Origin of the sequence: Streptomyces sp. NPDC057854, from assembly GCF_042797055.1 — a bacterium.
Lineage (GTDB): Bacteria > Actinomycetota > Actinomycetes > Streptomycetales > Streptomycetaceae > Streptomyces.
In genome coordinates, this window is the sequence record NZ_JBHVMF010000007.1 from 145,375 (window position 1) to 159,514 (window position 14,140).

Annotated in this window: 11 protein-coding genes and 1 riboswitch; of the genes, 8 read left to right on the forward strand and 3 right to left on the reverse strand. The window is 75.7% G+C overall.

All coding sequences use genetic code 11. From position 1 onward, the window contains the following. Nucleotides 1-70: 70 nt before the first annotated feature. A complete protein-coding gene (locus ACFVQZ_RS12800; protein WP_383621529.1) occupies nucleotides 71-2,572 on the reverse strand; it encodes a SpoIIE family protein phosphatase in 2,502 nt (833 codons plus the stop codon). A gap of 139 nt (nucleotides 2,573-2,711) precedes the next feature. Between ACFVQZ_RS12800 and ACFVQZ_RS12805 the strand changes: the two genes are divergently transcribed. The 3 genes from ACFVQZ_RS12805 to ACFVQZ_RS12815 all read left to right on the forward strand — a co-directional run bounded on the left by ACFVQZ_RS12805 (nucleotide 2,712) and on the right by ACFVQZ_RS12815 (nucleotide 5,939). After that, nucleotides 2,712-3,476, forward strand: coding sequence for an alpha/beta fold hydrolase (locus ACFVQZ_RS12805; RefSeq protein ID WP_030493350.1), 765 nt, complete (start codon nucleotides 2,712-2,714; stop codon nucleotides 3,474-3,476). 155 nt (nucleotides 3,477-3,631) lie between these two features. Continuing rightward, a complete protein-coding gene (locus ACFVQZ_RS12810) occupies nucleotides 3,632-4,540 on the forward strand; it encodes a universal stress protein (RefSeq protein WP_383621531.1) in 909 nt (302 codons plus the stop codon). A gap of 94 nt (nucleotides 4,541-4,634) precedes the next feature. Continuing rightward, the gene (locus ACFVQZ_RS12815; protein ID WP_383621532.1) at nucleotides 4,635-5,939 is read left to right on the forward strand and encodes a phosphoribosyltransferase family protein; all 1,305 of its coding nucleotides are present in this window, start codon (nucleotides 4,635-4,637) and stop codon (nucleotides 5,937-5,939) included. On the opposite strand, the gene ACFVQZ_RS12820 is transcribed toward ACFVQZ_RS12815, so the two are convergent. Next, nucleotides 5,933-6,829 (reverse strand): LysM peptidoglycan-binding domain-containing protein, encoded by an 897-nt coding sequence (locus ACFVQZ_RS12820; RefSeq protein WP_030493353.1) that lies wholly within the window; start codon nucleotides 6,827-6,829, stop codon nucleotides 5,933-5,935. The genes ACFVQZ_RS12815 and ACFVQZ_RS12820 overlap by 7 nt on opposite strands. 4 nt (nucleotides 6,830-6,833) lie before the next feature. After that, nucleotides 6,834-7,020, reverse strand: a riboswitch (cyclic di-AMP (ydaO/yuaA leader). Between the two features lie 351 nt (nucleotides 7,021-7,371). Here ACFVQZ_RS12820 and ACFVQZ_RS12825 point away from each other — a divergent pair. The 3 genes from ACFVQZ_RS12825 (at nucleotide 7,372) to ACFVQZ_RS12835 (ending at nucleotide 9,939) form a co-directional block, all read left to right on the forward strand. Then, a complete protein-coding gene (locus tag ACFVQZ_RS12825; protein WP_383621534.1) occupies nucleotides 7,372-7,956 on the forward strand; it encodes a hypothetical protein in 585 nt (194 codons plus the stop codon). A gap of 109 nt (nucleotides 7,957-8,065) precedes the next feature. After that, nucleotides 8,066-8,992 carry a sugar isomerase gene (locus ACFVQZ_RS12830; protein ID WP_030493355.1) on the forward strand — a complete coding sequence of 309 codons (927 nt, stop codon included), beginning with the start codon at nucleotides 8,066-8,068 and terminating at the stop codon, nucleotides 8,990-8,992. A gap of 110 nt (nucleotides 8,993-9,102) precedes the next feature. Beyond that, a complete protein-coding gene (locus ACFVQZ_RS12835) occupies nucleotides 9,103-9,939 on the forward strand; it encodes a class II fructose-bisphosphate aldolase (RefSeq protein WP_030493356.1) in 837 nt (278 codons plus the stop codon). A gap of 93 nt (nucleotides 9,940-10,032) precedes the next feature. Here ACFVQZ_RS12835 and katG read toward each other — a convergent pair whose 3' ends face one another. After that, nucleotides 10,033-12,258 (reverse strand): catalase/peroxidase HPI, encoded by a 2,226-nt coding sequence (katG, locus tag ACFVQZ_RS12840; protein ID WP_383621536.1) that lies wholly within the window; start codon nucleotides 12,256-12,258, stop codon nucleotides 10,033-10,035. 261 nt (nucleotides 12,259-12,519) lie between these two features. Between katG and ACFVQZ_RS12845 the strand changes: the two genes are divergently transcribed. Together ACFVQZ_RS12845 and ACFVQZ_RS12850 are read left to right on the forward strand one after the other, a co-directional pair. Beyond that, nucleotides 12,520-12,939 carry a Fur family transcriptional regulator gene (locus tag ACFVQZ_RS12845; RefSeq protein ID WP_030493358.1) on the forward strand — a complete coding sequence of 140 codons (420 nt, stop codon included), beginning with the start codon at nucleotides 12,520-12,522 and terminating at the stop codon, nucleotides 12,937-12,939. Nucleotides 12,940-13,070: 131 nt separating this feature from the next. Continuing rightward, complete coding sequence (locus ACFVQZ_RS12850) at nucleotides 13,071-14,027, forward strand: helix-turn-helix domain-containing protein (RefSeq protein ID WP_030493359.1); 957 nt, start codon at nucleotides 13,071-13,073, stop codon at nucleotides 14,025-14,027. Nucleotides 14,028-14,140: the final 113 nt, after the last annotated feature.

A 14,140-nucleotide genomic window follows, 5' to 3' on the forward strand; every position in this document is an offset into this window, starting at 1 on the left:
CTCCAGCCTCACCGGGCCCGCCCCCGCCGACCAGCGCCGCTGAGCCGACCGGGTGACCGCCGGGCACCCCCTACCCGCCCCTCTGCGGCCAGCGCGCCGCGAGCAGCAGGGCGATGTCGTCCGGCCGGTCCGACGCCCGCACCGCCTCGTGCATCAGCCGGTCCGCTGCCTCCGCCAGCGGCAGCGACCCCGTCGCCCCCAGCGTCCGCCGCAGCCGCTCCACCCCCTCGTCGATGTCCGCGCCCGGCCGCTCCACCAGCCCGTCCGTGAACAGCGCCAGCACCGCCCCCTCCGCCAGCCGCAGCCGCGTCACCGGATACGACGCCCGCGCGTCCACCCCCAGCACCACCCCGCCCGCGATGTCCAGCAGCTCCGCTGACCCGTCCGGATGCCGCAGCAGCGGCTGCGGATGCCCGGCCCGCACCGCCCGCGCCTCCCCCGTCCGCGCGTCCAGGACCACGTAACAGCAGCTCGCGAACTGCCCCGGGTCCAGATCGATGAGCAGCCGGTTGGTGCCCCGCACCACCTCCCGCGGCGGCAGACCGCTCAGCGCGAACGCCCGCACCGCGCTCCGCAGCTGACCCATCGTCGCCGCCGCCGCGACGCCGTGCCCCTGCACGTCCCCGATGACCAGCGCCAGCTCGCCCCGCGCCGTCTCCACCACGTCGTACCAGTCGCCGCCCACGTCCATGCCCTGCGTCCCCGGCAGATACCGGCCCACCGTCTCGACGCCCTGCCGCACCGGCAGCCGGTGCGGCAGCAGCGCGTCCTGGAGCCCGCGCGCGACCGCCGCCTCGGAGTCGTACCGGCGCGCCCGCTCCAGCGCCTGCGCGATCAGCCCCGCCAGTGCCGTGAGCACCGCCCGCTCCTCCGGGCCGAAGTCCCGCGGCCGGTCGAAGCCCAGGATGCAGGTGCCCACCGGCCGGCCCGAGGCGATCAGCGGCAGGAACGCCCGCGCGCCCCGCTCCGCGTCCACCGGCAGCCCCGGGTACGCCCGCCGCAGCGCCTCCACCGACTCGAAGAACAACGCCCGGCCACCGGTCAGCGCGTCCACCCCCGGCAGCCGGGCGTCCAGCGCCACCCCGTCGAACCGGTCCAGGAACCCCGGCGGGAACCCCGTCTCCCACGCCAGGTACAGCCGCCGGTCGCTCAGCAGGTAGATCGCCAGCTGCCGCCCGCCGAACGCCGGCAGCAGCTCCTCCGTCACCACCGCCGACACCTGGCGCGCCGTCACCGCCTCGGTCAGCGCGATCGCCAGCGCCACCGGCCGGTACAGCGACGCCGCCCGCGTCCCCTCGGACCCCAGCCCGTCACCGGACGGCGCCGGCGCCGCGGCCCCTTCCGCTTCCGGCGCCTCCTCCGGTACGAGCACCATCGTCACGCCGTCCCGGCCCGGGTACAGCGACACCGACAGCCACCGGCCGTCCTCCGGGCGGGCCAGGAACCGCACCGGCTCCGTCGACAGCAGCGCGGCCCGCAACTGCTCCTCGTGGAACGGGAGGGCGAACCACGGCAGCGCCTCCCACAGCGGACGCCCCGCCAGCGCCCCGCGCGGACGCCCCAGCAGCCGCTCGGTGCGCTCGTTCACATAGGTGACCCGGCCGAGCCGGTCGACCGCCAGGATCGCCCGCGGCAGCCGGTCCGTCGCGTCCGAGCCGACCAGCCCGGTGCCCAGGTCCACCAGGGCGCCCGCCAGGTGCCCGTGCCCGTCCGCCCCGGTGAACCGGGAACGCGCCGACACCTCCAGCAGGTGCAGCCCCCCGTCCGGCCCTTTCAGCCGCAGCCGGCGCACCGCACCGCCGCCGTCCGCGGCGCCCGTCCGGCGGGCCGCCGCCCACAGCGCGTAGCCGTCCTCCGGCTCCAGCCGCGAGGTCAGCGCCTCGACCGGCACCGGGGACGCGTCCGGCACGCCGAGGATCGCCCGCAGCCCGTCGTCCATCGTCACCGTCCCCGCCGCCAGGTCCCAGTCGAAGGACCCGAACCGCACCGGCGGCACCGCACCCGACGGCAGCTGCACACAGAGCGGTTCGCCCGGCCACCGCACCGCGGTCCCGGCCGCCGCGAGCCCCGCCAGGACCTCGCCCAGCCGCAGCGCCGCACCGGTCAGCCGCTCGCGGTCCCGCGCGCCCACCGGCACGCCGGGCGTCGGGGGCCGCAGCACCACCAGCACCCCGAACCGCTCCCCGCCGGCCGCCACCGGCGCGTACAGCGACGCGAACGGGAACGGCAGGCTCGCCACCAGCTGCGGGAACCGCCGCATCGACTCCTCGACGTCCGCCAGGTGCACCGGCTGCCCGGACCGGTGCACCTCGGCCACCGGGAACGGGCGGTTGGTGTGCATCCGCGACCAGGGCCGGAACAGCTCGCCCGGCAGGCCCGCCAGCACCGCGAGCCGCAGCAGCCCCTCCGTACCCGACCTCAGGTACACCCCGCCCGCGTAGCCGCCGACCTCCTCCACGGCGTCCGTCGCCGCCTCCGCCAGCGCCTGGACCAGGGCCTGCGGCGGCGCACCGGGGGGCGGCTCGTGCGGGGTCACACAGCCAGCATGCGCCCGCCGCGGAAACGGCCGCATCCCGGCGTACGGCCCCCGGCCCCGACGACCCGCCCCGCCGCTGTTGACCCGGCGCGTGCGGACCGTCACACTCGGTCGTCGTCCGCCGCCGCCTCGGCGCGGCGGCACCCACCCCACCACCTCGCGCGCAGGGGGCACCATGACCGGCCGGGTCCTTCCGTACGACGTCCACGGCGACGGGCCCGGGAGGGCCCTCGTCCTCCACAACTGGTTCGGCGACCGCAGCAGCTTCGACGCGCTGCGCGCCCACCTCGACCCGGCGGCGGGCAGCTACGCCTTCCTCGACTGCCGCGGCTACGGCGAGGCCCGCGACGCCGACGGCGCCTTCACCATGGAGGAGGTCGCCGCGGACGCCCTCGCCGTCGCCGACGACCTCGGCTGGGACTCCTTCTCCGTCATCGGGCACTCCATGGGCGGCAAGGCCGCCCAGCTGATGCTCCTCGACGCGCCCGGCCGGGTCCGCTCGCTCGTCGGCATCGCGCCGGTCTCCGCCGCCGGCTTCCCCCTCGACGAGGAGAGCCGGCGGCTGTTCGCCGGCGCCGCCGACGACCCGGCGCTGCGCCGGGCGATCATCGACCACACCACCGGCGGCCGGCACGACGGCCCGTGGCTCGACGCGGTCGTCGACCGCTCGGTGACCCGGTCCTCCGCGACCGCCTTCCGCGCCTACCTGGACTCCTGGTCCGGCGCCGACTTCCACGAGCGGGTCCGCGACAACCCGGCGCCCGTCCTGCTTGTCGTCGGCGCCCACGACCCGGCACTGGGCGCGGAGGCGATGGAGGCCACCTGGCTGCGCTGGTACCCCAACGCCCGTCTGGAGGTCCTGGCGGAGGCCGGGCACTACCCGCCGGAGGAGACGCCGAAGGACCTCGCCCGCGCCATCGAGGCGTTCCTCGCCGCCTGACGCCCCCCCGGAACGGCGGACCCGGAAGGGACCTTCCGCGGGGCCGCGCGGGACCTCCGGCCCGCGTGGCGCCCGGCCCGGCGGGCAGTCGACGGGTGTACTCGGTCACGAGGCCACCCGCGAGCGGCGGAGCACCACCGGAAGGAAGCACGGCGATGGGGCGCAGCGAGGAACGGATGACGGCGGCGGAGACGGACGGCGGACCGTTCGTCCTCGTCGGCACGGACGGATCGCCGTCGGCGCTCCGGGCGGTGGAGGCGGCGGCGCGGGAGGCGGGACAGCGCGGGGTGCGGCTGGTCGTCGCGCACGCGTTCGTCTGGCCGCTGTTCCGCGTCGGCCTGGAGCCGTCGCTGTACGGCCCGACCGAGAGCGGGCTGCGGCGGCAGGCGGAGATCGTCCTGGACACGGCGGTCGCCCGGGCCCGGGCCGTCGCCCCCGGCACGGAGGTCTCCGGCGAGCTGATCTCCGGCGAACCGCTCGTGGTCCTCGCCACCCGCTCGGCGGGGGCGGAGCTGGTGGTCGTCGGCAGCCGCGGCACCGGGGCCTTCGGCGCGCTGGTGCTGGGCTCCGTCGCCGTCCACCTCGCCGCGCACGCCGCCTGCCCCGTCCTGGTCGTGCGCGGCCGGGACGAGCCGGACGGGCCGGTGCTCCTCGCGGTCGACGGCTCCCCGGACTCCGACGCGGCCGTCGACTTCGCCTTCACGGAGGCGAGGGCGCGCGGCGCGGAGCTCGTCGCCGTCCACGCCTGGGCGCCGAGCACCGGCCCCGCCGACCTCACCCCGCTGTTCCAGAGCGCCGAGGAGGTGCACGCGGAGGCGGGCCGCGTCCTCGACGCCGCGCTGGCGCGGGCCGCCGCACGGCACCCCGGCGCGAAGGCCGAGCCGCGGCTGCTGCGGGGCAGCCCGCGCGAGGTGCTGCTGGAGGAGAGCGAGGGCGCCCAGCTGGTCGTCATGGGGGCGCGCGGGCGCGGCGGCTTCGCGGGCCTGCTGCTGGGGTCGGTGAGCCAGGCGCTGCTCCACCACGCCCAGTGCCCGGTCGCCGTCGTCCGGAACCCGGCCGGCTGACGCGACGGGTGCGACCCTGGAGGGAGGGGCCCGCCGGCCCCGCCGAGGGGGACGCGACCACGAGGGGGGACGCGAGATCGGGAAGGCGGCCGTCATGTACTTCGCCGACCGGGAGGACGCGGGGCGGCGGCTCGCCGCCCGGCTCGACCACCTCAGGGGCCGCGACGTGGTCGTCGTCGGACTGCCGCGCGGCGGCGTTCCGGTGGCGGCCGAGGTGGCGGACGCGCTGGACGCGCCGCTCGACATCTGCCTGGTCCGCAAGCTGGGCGTGCCGGGCCGGCCGGAGGTCGCCATGGGGGCGATCGGCGAGGGCGGGGTCCGGGTCGTCAACGAGGAGGTCGTGCGGCTCGCGGGCGTCAGCGAGGGGGACCTGGCGGACGCCGAGGTGCGGGAGCGGCAGGTGCTGGCCGACCGGACCCGGACGTACCGGGGCAGCCGGCGGCCGGTGCCGCTGGAGGGGCGGACGGTGGTGGTCGTCGACGACGGCCTCGCCACCGGGGCGACCGCGCTGGCCGCCTGCCGGACGGTACGGGCCGGGGGAGCCGCGCGGATCGTGCTCGCCGTGCCGGTGGCGCCGGACGACTGGGCGGCGCGGCTCGGTGGGGAGGCCGACGAGACGGTCGCCGTCCACACCCCGGCGGAGTTCGCGGCCGTCGGCCAGTTCTACCGGGACTTCGACCAGACGCCGGACGCCGAGGTGGTGGCCCTGCTCGACCGGAGCCGGGCGGGGCGCGCCCCGGTGGTCCGGAACACCTCCGTACGGATCGGGGTCGACGGCGTCGAGCTGCCGGGCGACCTCGCGCTGCCCGACGGGGCGGCCGGTCTGGTCCTCTTCGCGCACGGCAGCGGCAGCGGCCGGGACAGCCCCAGGAACCGGGCGGTGGCCGGCGCCCTGAACGGGGCCGGGCTCGGGACGCTCCTGTTCGACCTGCTCACGGAGGCCGAGGCGGCCGACCGGGCGCAGGTGTTCGACACCCCGCTGCTCGCCGGGCGGCTGGCCCGGGTGTCCGCCTGGGCGGCGCGGCGGCCGGAGACCGCGGCGCTGCCGCGGGGGTACTTCGGGGCGAGTACGGGCGCCGCCGCCGCGCTGTGGGCCGCGGCGGCGCCGGACGACGACGTGGCCGCCGTGGTGTCCCGGGGCGGCCGGCCCGACCTCGCGGGGGAGCGGCTGGCCGCGGTGCGGGCGCCGACGCTGCTGATCGTCGGCGGCGACGACGACCTGGTCCTGGACCTCAACCGGCGGGCCGAGGCGCTGCTGCGCTGCGAGAGCCGGCTGGAGGTCGTGCCGGGCGCCGGCCACCTCTTCGAGGAGCCCGGCGCCCTGGAACGGGTCGCGGAACTGGCCACCGCCTGGTTCACCGGCCGCTTCGCGGCGGTGACCGGCGGGGCCGGTCAGTAGGCGCCGTTGACGTTGTCGATGGAGCCGTACCGGTCGGCCGCGTAGTTGCAGGCGGCAGTGATGTTCGCGACGGGGTCGTACGGGTCGAGCGAGGTGCCCGGCACGTGGTAGGCCGCGAACGTCGGGTCGATGACCTGGAGCAGGCCCTTGGAGGGGGTGCCCTTGGCGGCGTTCGAGTCCCAGAGGTTGATGGCGCGGGGATTGCCGGAGGACTCGCGCATGACGTTGCGGAGGATGCCGTCGTACGTGCCGGGGATGCCGTAGCGGGCCATGACGTCGAGCGACTCGCGGATCCAGCCGTCCAGGTTGTCGGCGTACCGGGTGGCGGCGGGAGCGGCCTGCGGCGCGGCCTGTGCGACCGTCGCGCGGGTCTGCGCGGCGGGGGCCGCGGGGCGGGCGGCGGAGCGGCTCGCCCGTTCGGCGGAACCGCCGGCGGCGGGCTTCGCGGTGTCCTTCCGGACGGTCTTCCGCGGGGCGGGGACGGCCCCGGCGGAATCCCGACGAATCGTCAGTTCCAGGCCCGGATGAATGAGTGACGGATTGTCACCGACGGCGGTCCGGTTCGCCTGGTAAAGCGCCTTCCAGCCGCCCTGAATTCCCTTTCGGTGGGCGATCAGGGAAAGCGAGTCGCCCTGCACCACGGTGTACGCGCGGGGCGCGGCGGCCGGCGCGGCCGGAACGGTGGCGGGGGCCTGTGCCGGGGTGGCGGGAGCGGCGGCCGGGGCCGCGACGGCGGCGGCCGGTGCGGCGGTCCGCGCGACGGGCTCGGCGCCGGCGGTGGCCGGGACGACGAGGGGCAGGGCGAGGGCGACTCCGCCGGTGCCCGCGAAGGCGAGACCTCGGGAGACGGGGCGGCGTCGGGGGCGGCGGTGCTTGCCGTGAGCGGGCATGACGGTTTCCTCTCCGGCGCCTGCGAGGTGAGCTGTCGGGTTCGGACGGGGAGGTGTCCGGCCGCGCGCACGCGGCTTCACCCCGAGCCGTTCCGGTGGTCCGGACCGGCGGTGTGGTGGGTCCCCCGCTCCTGCCGTCGGGTGCAATGGGAGGTCGTCCGGGCGGTGGCAGGATTCGGCGGTCCGCCCGAATGGAGGTGACCGTAGGCGAGAAATGCGGCGCGGAACAAGACGCGCGGACACGGGAAAAGGAAGGGCAAAGATCGATGTGCCGGAATTCAAGATCGACCGTTCTCGCGGTGATTCCGGATTCCCTTGTGCGGCGCGGATTCTGACGGGGGCGGGGGCGGTGGCGGCGGAGGGAAAGTGAGTCGCGTCACGGGGTGCGTAATGTCCGAATAGGCCGCCTGGTTCTGTTCGTTGGAATGTGCTCCGTAATGCCCACGTGTTGGGGTGGCATGCGCGGTGCATACACGGCAAACCGGACACGCATCGCCAATCATGGGGGGATGTCCTCAACTGCCCCGCTTTCTCCCGCTTTGATGGATCCGGACACCCTCGACCGCGAGGCGGCCCGGCTCTACGAGAGCGCCGCCTGGGAGCGGCTGCTCGCGCCCGCCCCCGCGCCCGCCCCCGCGCCCGGCCCGGCCTCCGAGGCGTGGCGGAGCCTGCTGTCCGTCCCCGTGGACCGGCTCGTCGCCGACGCGCTCGACGCGCTGCCGGCGCCGCCGCCCGCCGAACGCCCGCTGCCCGGCCGGATCGGCGCCGCGCTCCCGGACCGGCTGCACGTCTGGCGCCGCATCGGCCGCCCGGACGTCCGGCCCTCCGTGCACCTGGCGTACGCGCGCCGGGTCCTGGAGGAGTGGGGCTGGCAGAACACCCCGTACAAGCTCCGGGACGCGCGCGGCGCGCGGTGCGTCTGCGGCGCGCTGCTCGCCGCCCACCGGCTCGGCCACGGCAGCGCCGCCACCATGAACGAGGCCGGTGCCTGGATCATGACCGAGCTGCGGTCCCGCGGCTGGCACGGCCTCATCGGCCCCTGGAACCGTGCCCCCGGCCGCACCGCGGCGGACGCGCTCGCCCTCCTCGACGCCACGATCCACCGCGCGTCCGTCGCCGGCCGCTGATCCAGGCCCCCGGTGGACTCTGGTCGACGGGTGACTGTATCTGCTTGAATGATGCTTGTTACGAGCAGCTTCACGCATTGATGTCAGTCCTTCCGTGCAAGGAGTGCGCATGGCCCCGTCCCGTACCGCCGCCGAGATCGCCACCCAGCCCGCCCTCTGGCGGGAAGCGCTCCGCACCCTGCCCGCGCACGCCGCCGCGCTGCCCCGGCGCGGGGAGCGGGTCGCCGTGATCGGCTGCGGCACCTCGTGGTTCATGGCGCAGGCGTACGCGGACCTGCGCGAGGCCGGCGGGCACGGGGAGACGGACGCGTTCGCCGCCTCCCGCTTCCCCCACGGGCGGCGGTACGACCGGGTCGTCGCGCTCACCCGTTCCGGCACCACCAGCGAGGTCCTGGCCGTCCTCGACCGGCTGAAGGGCACCGTCCCCACCGGCGCGATCACCGCCGACCCGGCCACCCCGGTGCGGGACGGCGCCGACGCCCTCGCCGTCCTCGACTTCGCCGACGAGGAGTCGGTCGTCCAGACCCGCTTCGCCACCACGGCCCTCGCGCTCCTCCGCGCCCACCTGGAGGCCGAGGATGCGCTCCCGGCCGGCGTCGGCTCCGTCGCCCGCGCCGCCGACGACGCCGAACTCGCCCTCGCCCGGCCGCTGGAGGACTCCGTGCGCGACGCCGAGCAGGTCACGTTCCTCGGCAGCGGCTGGACCTACGGCCTCGCCCAGGAGGCCGGGCTCAAGATGCGGGAGGCGGCCGGCGCGTGGACGGAGGCGTACCCGGCGATGGAGTACCGCCACGGGCCGATCAGCATCACCGGGCCCGGCCGGGTCGCCTGGACCTTCGGCCCCCTGCCCGGCGGCCTCGCCGAGGAGATCCGGGCGGTCGGCGGCACCCTCGTCGACGGCGGTCTCGATCCGCTCGCCGAACTCGTCGTGGCCCAGCGGCTCGCCGTCGCGGTCGCCGAGGCGCGCGGCCTGGACCCGGACCGCCCGCGGAACCTCACCCGCTCGGTGGTCCTCGCCGACGCCGGGGCGGCCTGACGCCCGCGGGCCCTACTCCGCGGAGCCGTAGCGAGTGAACGCCCTCCCCTTCGTATCCGTCCGCATCCCTCCGCATCCCTCCGTATCCCTTCGCGTCCCGGAGCAGGACCATGCCCCTGACCCAGACCCACGAGATCGTCCGGCGGGCCCGCGCCGCCGGTGCCGGTGTGGGCGCCTTCAACGTCCTCCAGCTGGAGCACGCGCAGGCCATCGTGGCCGGTGCCGAGCGGGCCGGCCGGCCCGTCGTCCTCCAGATCAGCGAGAACACCGTCCGCTACCACGGGGCCCTCGAACCCGTCGCGCTCGCCTCGCTGGCCCTGGCCCGCGCCGCCAAGACGCCGGTCGCCGTGCACCTCGACCACGCCGAGAACCCGGACCTCGTGCGCGAGGCCGTGGAACTCGGCCTGGGATCCGTCATGTTCGACGCCGCCAGGCTGCCGTACGACGAGAACGTGGCCGCGACTCGCGAGGTCGTCGAGCACTGCCACCGGCACGGGGTGCACGTCGAGGCCGAACTCGGCGAGATCGGCGGCAAGGGCGGCGCCCACGACCCCGGCGTCCGGACCGACCCCGAGGAGGCGCGCGCGTTCGTCGCCGCGACCGGCGTCGACGCCCTCGCCGTCGCCGTCGGGAGCGTCCACCAGATGGTCACCCGCGACGCGGTCCTGGACCTCGGCCTGATCGCCCGGCTGCGGGCCGCCGTCGACGTCCCGCTGGTGCTGCACGGCTCCTCGGGCGTCCCGGACGCGCTGCTCGCCCGGGCGGTCGCCGCGGGCATGACCAAGGTGAACGTCTCCACCCACCTGAACAAGGCGTTCACCGGCGCCGTGCGCGACCACCTCGCCGCCCACCCCGCCGAGGTCGACCCGCGCCGCTACCTCACTCCGGCCCGCGCCGCCGTCGCCGACGCCGTCGCCCACCTCCTCGGTCTGCTCGACCCGCACTGACCGCACCGACCTCCCCGAACGAGCGACGACGACAGCGCCCCCGCGACCGGAAGGTCGCGGGGGCGCTGTCGTCGAGCGGGGTGGTGCGGGGGATCAGCGGAGGTCGAAGCGGTCCAGCTCCATGACCTTGGTCCAGGCCGCGACGAAGTCCGTGACGAACTTGTCCCGGGCGTCGTCGCTCGCGTAGACCTCGGCGAGGGCGCGGAGCTCCGAGTTCGAGCCGAAGACCAGGTCGGCGCGGGTGCCGGTCCACTTGACCTCGCCGGTCGCGTCGTCGCGGCCCTCGAAGACGTTCGCGTCGCCGGAGACGGGGGACCAGGTGGTGCCGAGGTCGAGCAGGTTGACGAAGAAGTCGTTCGTCAGCTTGCCGGGGGTCTCGGTGAGCACGCCGAGGGAGGTCTGCGGCGCCGTGATGCCGAGGGCGCGCAGGCCGCCGACGAGGACGGTGAGCTCGGGGGCGCTGACCGTGAGCAGGTTGGCGCGGTCGATCAGCAGGTACTCGGCGGGGAGGCGGACGCCCTTGCCGAGGTAGTTGCGGAAGCCGTCGGCCTGGGGCTCCAGGGCGGAGAAGGACTCGATGTCCGTCTGCTCCTGGGAGGCGTCGACGCGGCCCGGGGTGAAGGGCACCTCGACGTCGCGGCCGGCGTCCTTGGCGGCCTTCTCGACGGCCGCGGAGCCCGCGAGGACCACGAGGTCGGCGAGGGAGACCTGCTTGCCGTCGGTCCGGCCGGCGTTGAAGGACTCCTGGACGCCCTCCAGGACGCGCAGCACCTGGGCGAGGTCGTCCGGGTTGTTGACCTGCCAGCCGCGCTGCGGCTCCAGGCGGATCCGGCCGCCGTTGGCGCCACCGCGCTTGTCGCTGCCGCGGAAGGAGGAGGCGGCGGCCCAGGCGGCGCCGACCAGCTGGGCGACGGTCAGGTCGGAGGCGAGGATCTGCTCCTTGAGGGAGGCGATGTCCGCCGCGTCGACCAGCTCGTACGTACGGGCCGGCAGCGGGTCCTGCCAGACCAGCTCCTCCGCCGGGACCTCGGGGCCGAGGTAGCGGACGACCGGGCCCATGTCGCGGTGGGTGAGCTTGTACCAGGCGCGGGCGAAGGCGTCCTCGAACTGCTCGGGGTTCTCGTAGAAGCGGCGCGAGATCTGCTCGTAGACCGGGTCGAAGCGGAGCGACAGGTCGGTGGTGAGCATGGTCGGGCGGTGCTTCTTCTCCGGGTCGTACGCGTCCGGGATGATCGCCTCGGCGTCCTTGGCGACCCACTGGTGGGCGCCCGCGGGGCTCTTCGTCAGCTCGTACTCGTACTCGAAGAGGTGCTTGAAGAAGTCGTGGCCCCACCGCGCGGGCGTGGTGGTCCAGGTGACCTCCAGGCCGCTGGTGATGGCGTCGGCGCCCTTGCCGGAGCGGTAGCTGTTCGCCCAGCCGAGGCCCTGGGCCTCGATCGGGGCCGCCTCCGGGTCCGCGCCCACGTTGTCGGCGGGGCCGGCGCCGTGCGCCTTGCCGAAGGTGTGGCCGCCGGCGATGAGGGCGACGGTCTCCTCGTCGTTCATCGCCATCCGGCGGAAGGTCTCGCGGATGTCGCGGGCCGCGGCGACCGGGTCCGGGTTGCCGTTGGGGCCCTCGGGGTTGACGTAGATGAGGCCCATCTGGACGGCGCCCAGGGGCTCCTCCAGCTCGCGGTCGCCGGTGTAGCGCTCGTCGCCGAGCCAGGTGGTCTCGGGGCCCCAGTAGACGTCCTCGTCGGCCTCCCACACGTCGGCGCGGCCGCCGGCGAAGCCGAAGGTCTTGAAGCCCATGGTCTCCAGGGCGACGTTGCCGGTGAGGATCATGAGGTCGGCCCAGGAGATGCTCTGGCCGTACTTCTTCTTCACGGGCCACAGCAGGCGGCGGGCCTTGTCCAGGTTGCCGTTGTCCGGCCAGCTGTTGAGCGGGGCGAAGCGCTGCTGGCCGGCGCCGGCGCCGCCGCGGCCGTCGCTGATGCGGTACGTGCCCGCGCTGTGCCAGGCCATGCGGATCATGAAGGGGCCGTAGTGGCCGAAGTCGGCCGGCCACCAGTCCTGCGAGGTGGTGAGCACCTCGGCGATGTCCCGCTTCACGGCGGCGAGGTCGAGCGCCTTGAACGCCTCGGCGTAGTCGAAGTCCTCGCCGAGCGGGTTGCCCACGGCGGGGTTCTTGGCCAGGATCCGCAGGTTCAGCCGGTTCGGCCACCACTGGCGGTTGCCGCCGCCCTGGGTGGGGTGCGCGGCGCGTCCGTGGGCGACGGGGCAGCCGCCCGTGGCCTCGGCGTTCGTGCCGCCGCCGGGTGCATCGAGCTTCTCAGACATGGGTATTCCTTCCGGACACGCGCGGGAAGACCGCGGACACGCCAGACCCGGCGCAGCGGTACCGTCCGGGGTTCTCCCGGTGGTACGCCACGTCCCCGTCTTCCGCCGTGCCGGGCGCTTCCTGTCCCTTGGCCATCAACGAAACAGATCCTACAATGGACGAAGTCCAAGTCAAGAACGACGTCAAAGTGAGGTGCCCGGCCCGGGCGGGACGCCCCCGCGCGCGCCGCGCCTCGCCGAGAAGGAACAGGTAGGCCCCCCATGAGTGACCTGCTGGAGCGGCTGCGGGCCCGCGGCTGGCGCATGACGTCGCAGCGGCGAGTCGTCGCCGAGGTCCTCGCCGGCGAGCACGTGCACCTCACCGCCGACGAGGTGCACGCGCGCGCCGTGGAGCGACTTCCCGAGATCGCCCGGGCGACCGTCTACAACACGCTCGGCGAACTCGTCTCCCTCGGCGAGGTCGTGGAGCTCTCCACCGACGGCCGCGCCAAGCGGTACGACCCCAACGCCCGCCACCCGCACCAGCACCTGGTCTGCACCGAGTGCGGCACCATCCGCGACGTCCGCCCCGCCGGCGACCCGCTGGCCGCCCTGCCCGACTCCGAGCGCTACGGCTTCACCGTCTCCAAGGTCGACGTCACCTACCGGGGCCGCTGCCCGTCCTGCGCCCGCACGGTCTGACGGGCGGACGCGCGCCGGGGCGGCGGCTTCCCGCGCCGCCGCTCCCGGGGTCGTACGCCCTGTGGCCGCCGCCCCCGGAGCCGTACCGAACGGACGGGCGACCCGGTGGGGGCGCCGCGTAGGCTCGTGGCGTGCCACCCACCCGTCTGTACCGCGTCGCCGTCCTCGTCCTCGAAGGCGCCAAGCCCCTGGACGTCGGCATCCCCGCCCAGGTGTTCACGACCCGCGCGAGCATGCCCTACGAAGTCCGCGTCTGCGGCGCCACCCCGGGCCTGGTCGCCGGCGGCGACGGGCTCTCCTACGACGTCGCCCACGGCCTCGACGCCCTCGGCTGGGCCGACATCGTCTTCGTCCCCGGCTACCGCTTCCCCGACCGCGAGGACCCGCCCCGTGCCGTCGTCGAGGCCCTCATCGCCGCGCACGCGCGCGGGGCCCGGCTCGCCGCCATCTCCACCGGCGCCTTCGCGCTCGCCGCCACCGGCCTCCTCGACGGCCGGCGCGCCACCACCCACTGGCACTACGCCCGCGCCCTCGCCGAGAAGTGGCCCCTCGTCCACGTCGACGAGAACGTCCTCTTCGTCGACGAGGGCAGCGTCCTCACCTCCGCCGGCGCCGCCTCCGGCCTCGACCTCTGCCTCCACATCCTCCGCGGCGACCTCGGCGTCGGTGCCGCCAACCACGCCGCCCGCCGGCTCGTCGCCGCCCCCTACCGCAGCGGCGGCCAGGCCCAGTACGTCCCCCGCAGTGTCCCCGAACCGCACGGTGAACGCTTCGCCGCCACCCGCGAATGGGTCCTCCACCACCTCGACGAACCCCTCACCCTCGACGTCCTCGCCCGGCACGCCGCCGTCTCCGCGCGCACCTTCTCCCGCCGCTTCGTCGAGGAGACCGGCTACACCCCCATGCAGTGGCTGCTCCGCGCCCGCGTCGACCGCGCCCGCGAACTCCTCGAACGCTCCGAACTCGGCGTCGAGCAGATCGCCGCCGAGACCGGCCTCGGCACCGGCGCCAACCTGCGGATGCACTTCCAGCGGATCCTCGGCACCACCCCCAGCGACTACCGGCGCACCTTCACCCAGGGCGACTGACGGCCCCTCCCGGGCGCCCCTCCCGGCCCCCTCCCCGGCGCGATCGCCAGATCTTGGCACGATCCTTGCGGACCATGGCGATCTCGCCCCTGCCGCGCGGAGGCGCGGCGCGC

What these genes read in the sequence shown, in the direction of transcription:
- ACFVQZ_RS12800 (WP_383621529.1), bottom strand. Translation starts at nt 2,572, where the DNA reads ATGCGGCCGTTTCCGCGGCGGGCGCATGCTGGCTGTGTGACCCCGCAC.
- ACFVQZ_RS12805 (WP_030493350.1), top strand. Translation starts at nt 2,712, where the DNA reads ATGACCGGCCGGGTCCTTCCGTACGACGTCCACGGCGACGGGCCCGGG.
- ACFVQZ_RS12810 (WP_383621531.1), top strand. Translation starts at nt 3,632, where the DNA reads ATGGGGCGCAGCGAGGAACGGATGACGGCGGCGGAGACGGACGGCGGA.
- ACFVQZ_RS12815 (WP_383621532.1), top strand. Translation starts at nt 4,635, where the DNA reads ATGTACTTCGCCGACCGGGAGGACGCGGGGCGGCGGCTCGCCGCCCGG.
- ACFVQZ_RS12820 (WP_030493353.1), bottom strand. Translation starts at nt 6,829, where the DNA reads ATGCCCGCTCACGGCAAGCACCGCCGCCCCCGACGCCGCCCCGTCTCC.
- ACFVQZ_RS12825 (WP_383621534.1), top strand. Translation starts at nt 7,372, where the DNA reads ATGGATCCGGACACCCTCGACCGCGAGGCGGCCCGGCTCTACGAGAGC.
- ACFVQZ_RS12830 (WP_030493355.1), top strand. Translation starts at nt 8,066, where the DNA reads ATGGCCCCGTCCCGTACCGCCGCCGAGATCGCCACCCAGCCCGCCCTC.
- ACFVQZ_RS12835 (WP_030493356.1), top strand. Translation starts at nt 9,103, where the DNA reads ATGCCCCTGACCCAGACCCACGAGATCGTCCGGCGGGCCCGCGCCGCC.
- katG (WP_383621536.1), bottom strand. Translation starts at nt 12,258, where the DNA reads ATGTCTGAGAAGCTCGATGCACCCGGCGGCGGCACGAACGCCGAGGCC.
- ACFVQZ_RS12845 (WP_030493358.1), top strand. Translation starts at nt 12,520, where the DNA reads ATGAGTGACCTGCTGGAGCGGCTGCGGGCCCGCGGCTGGCGCATGACG.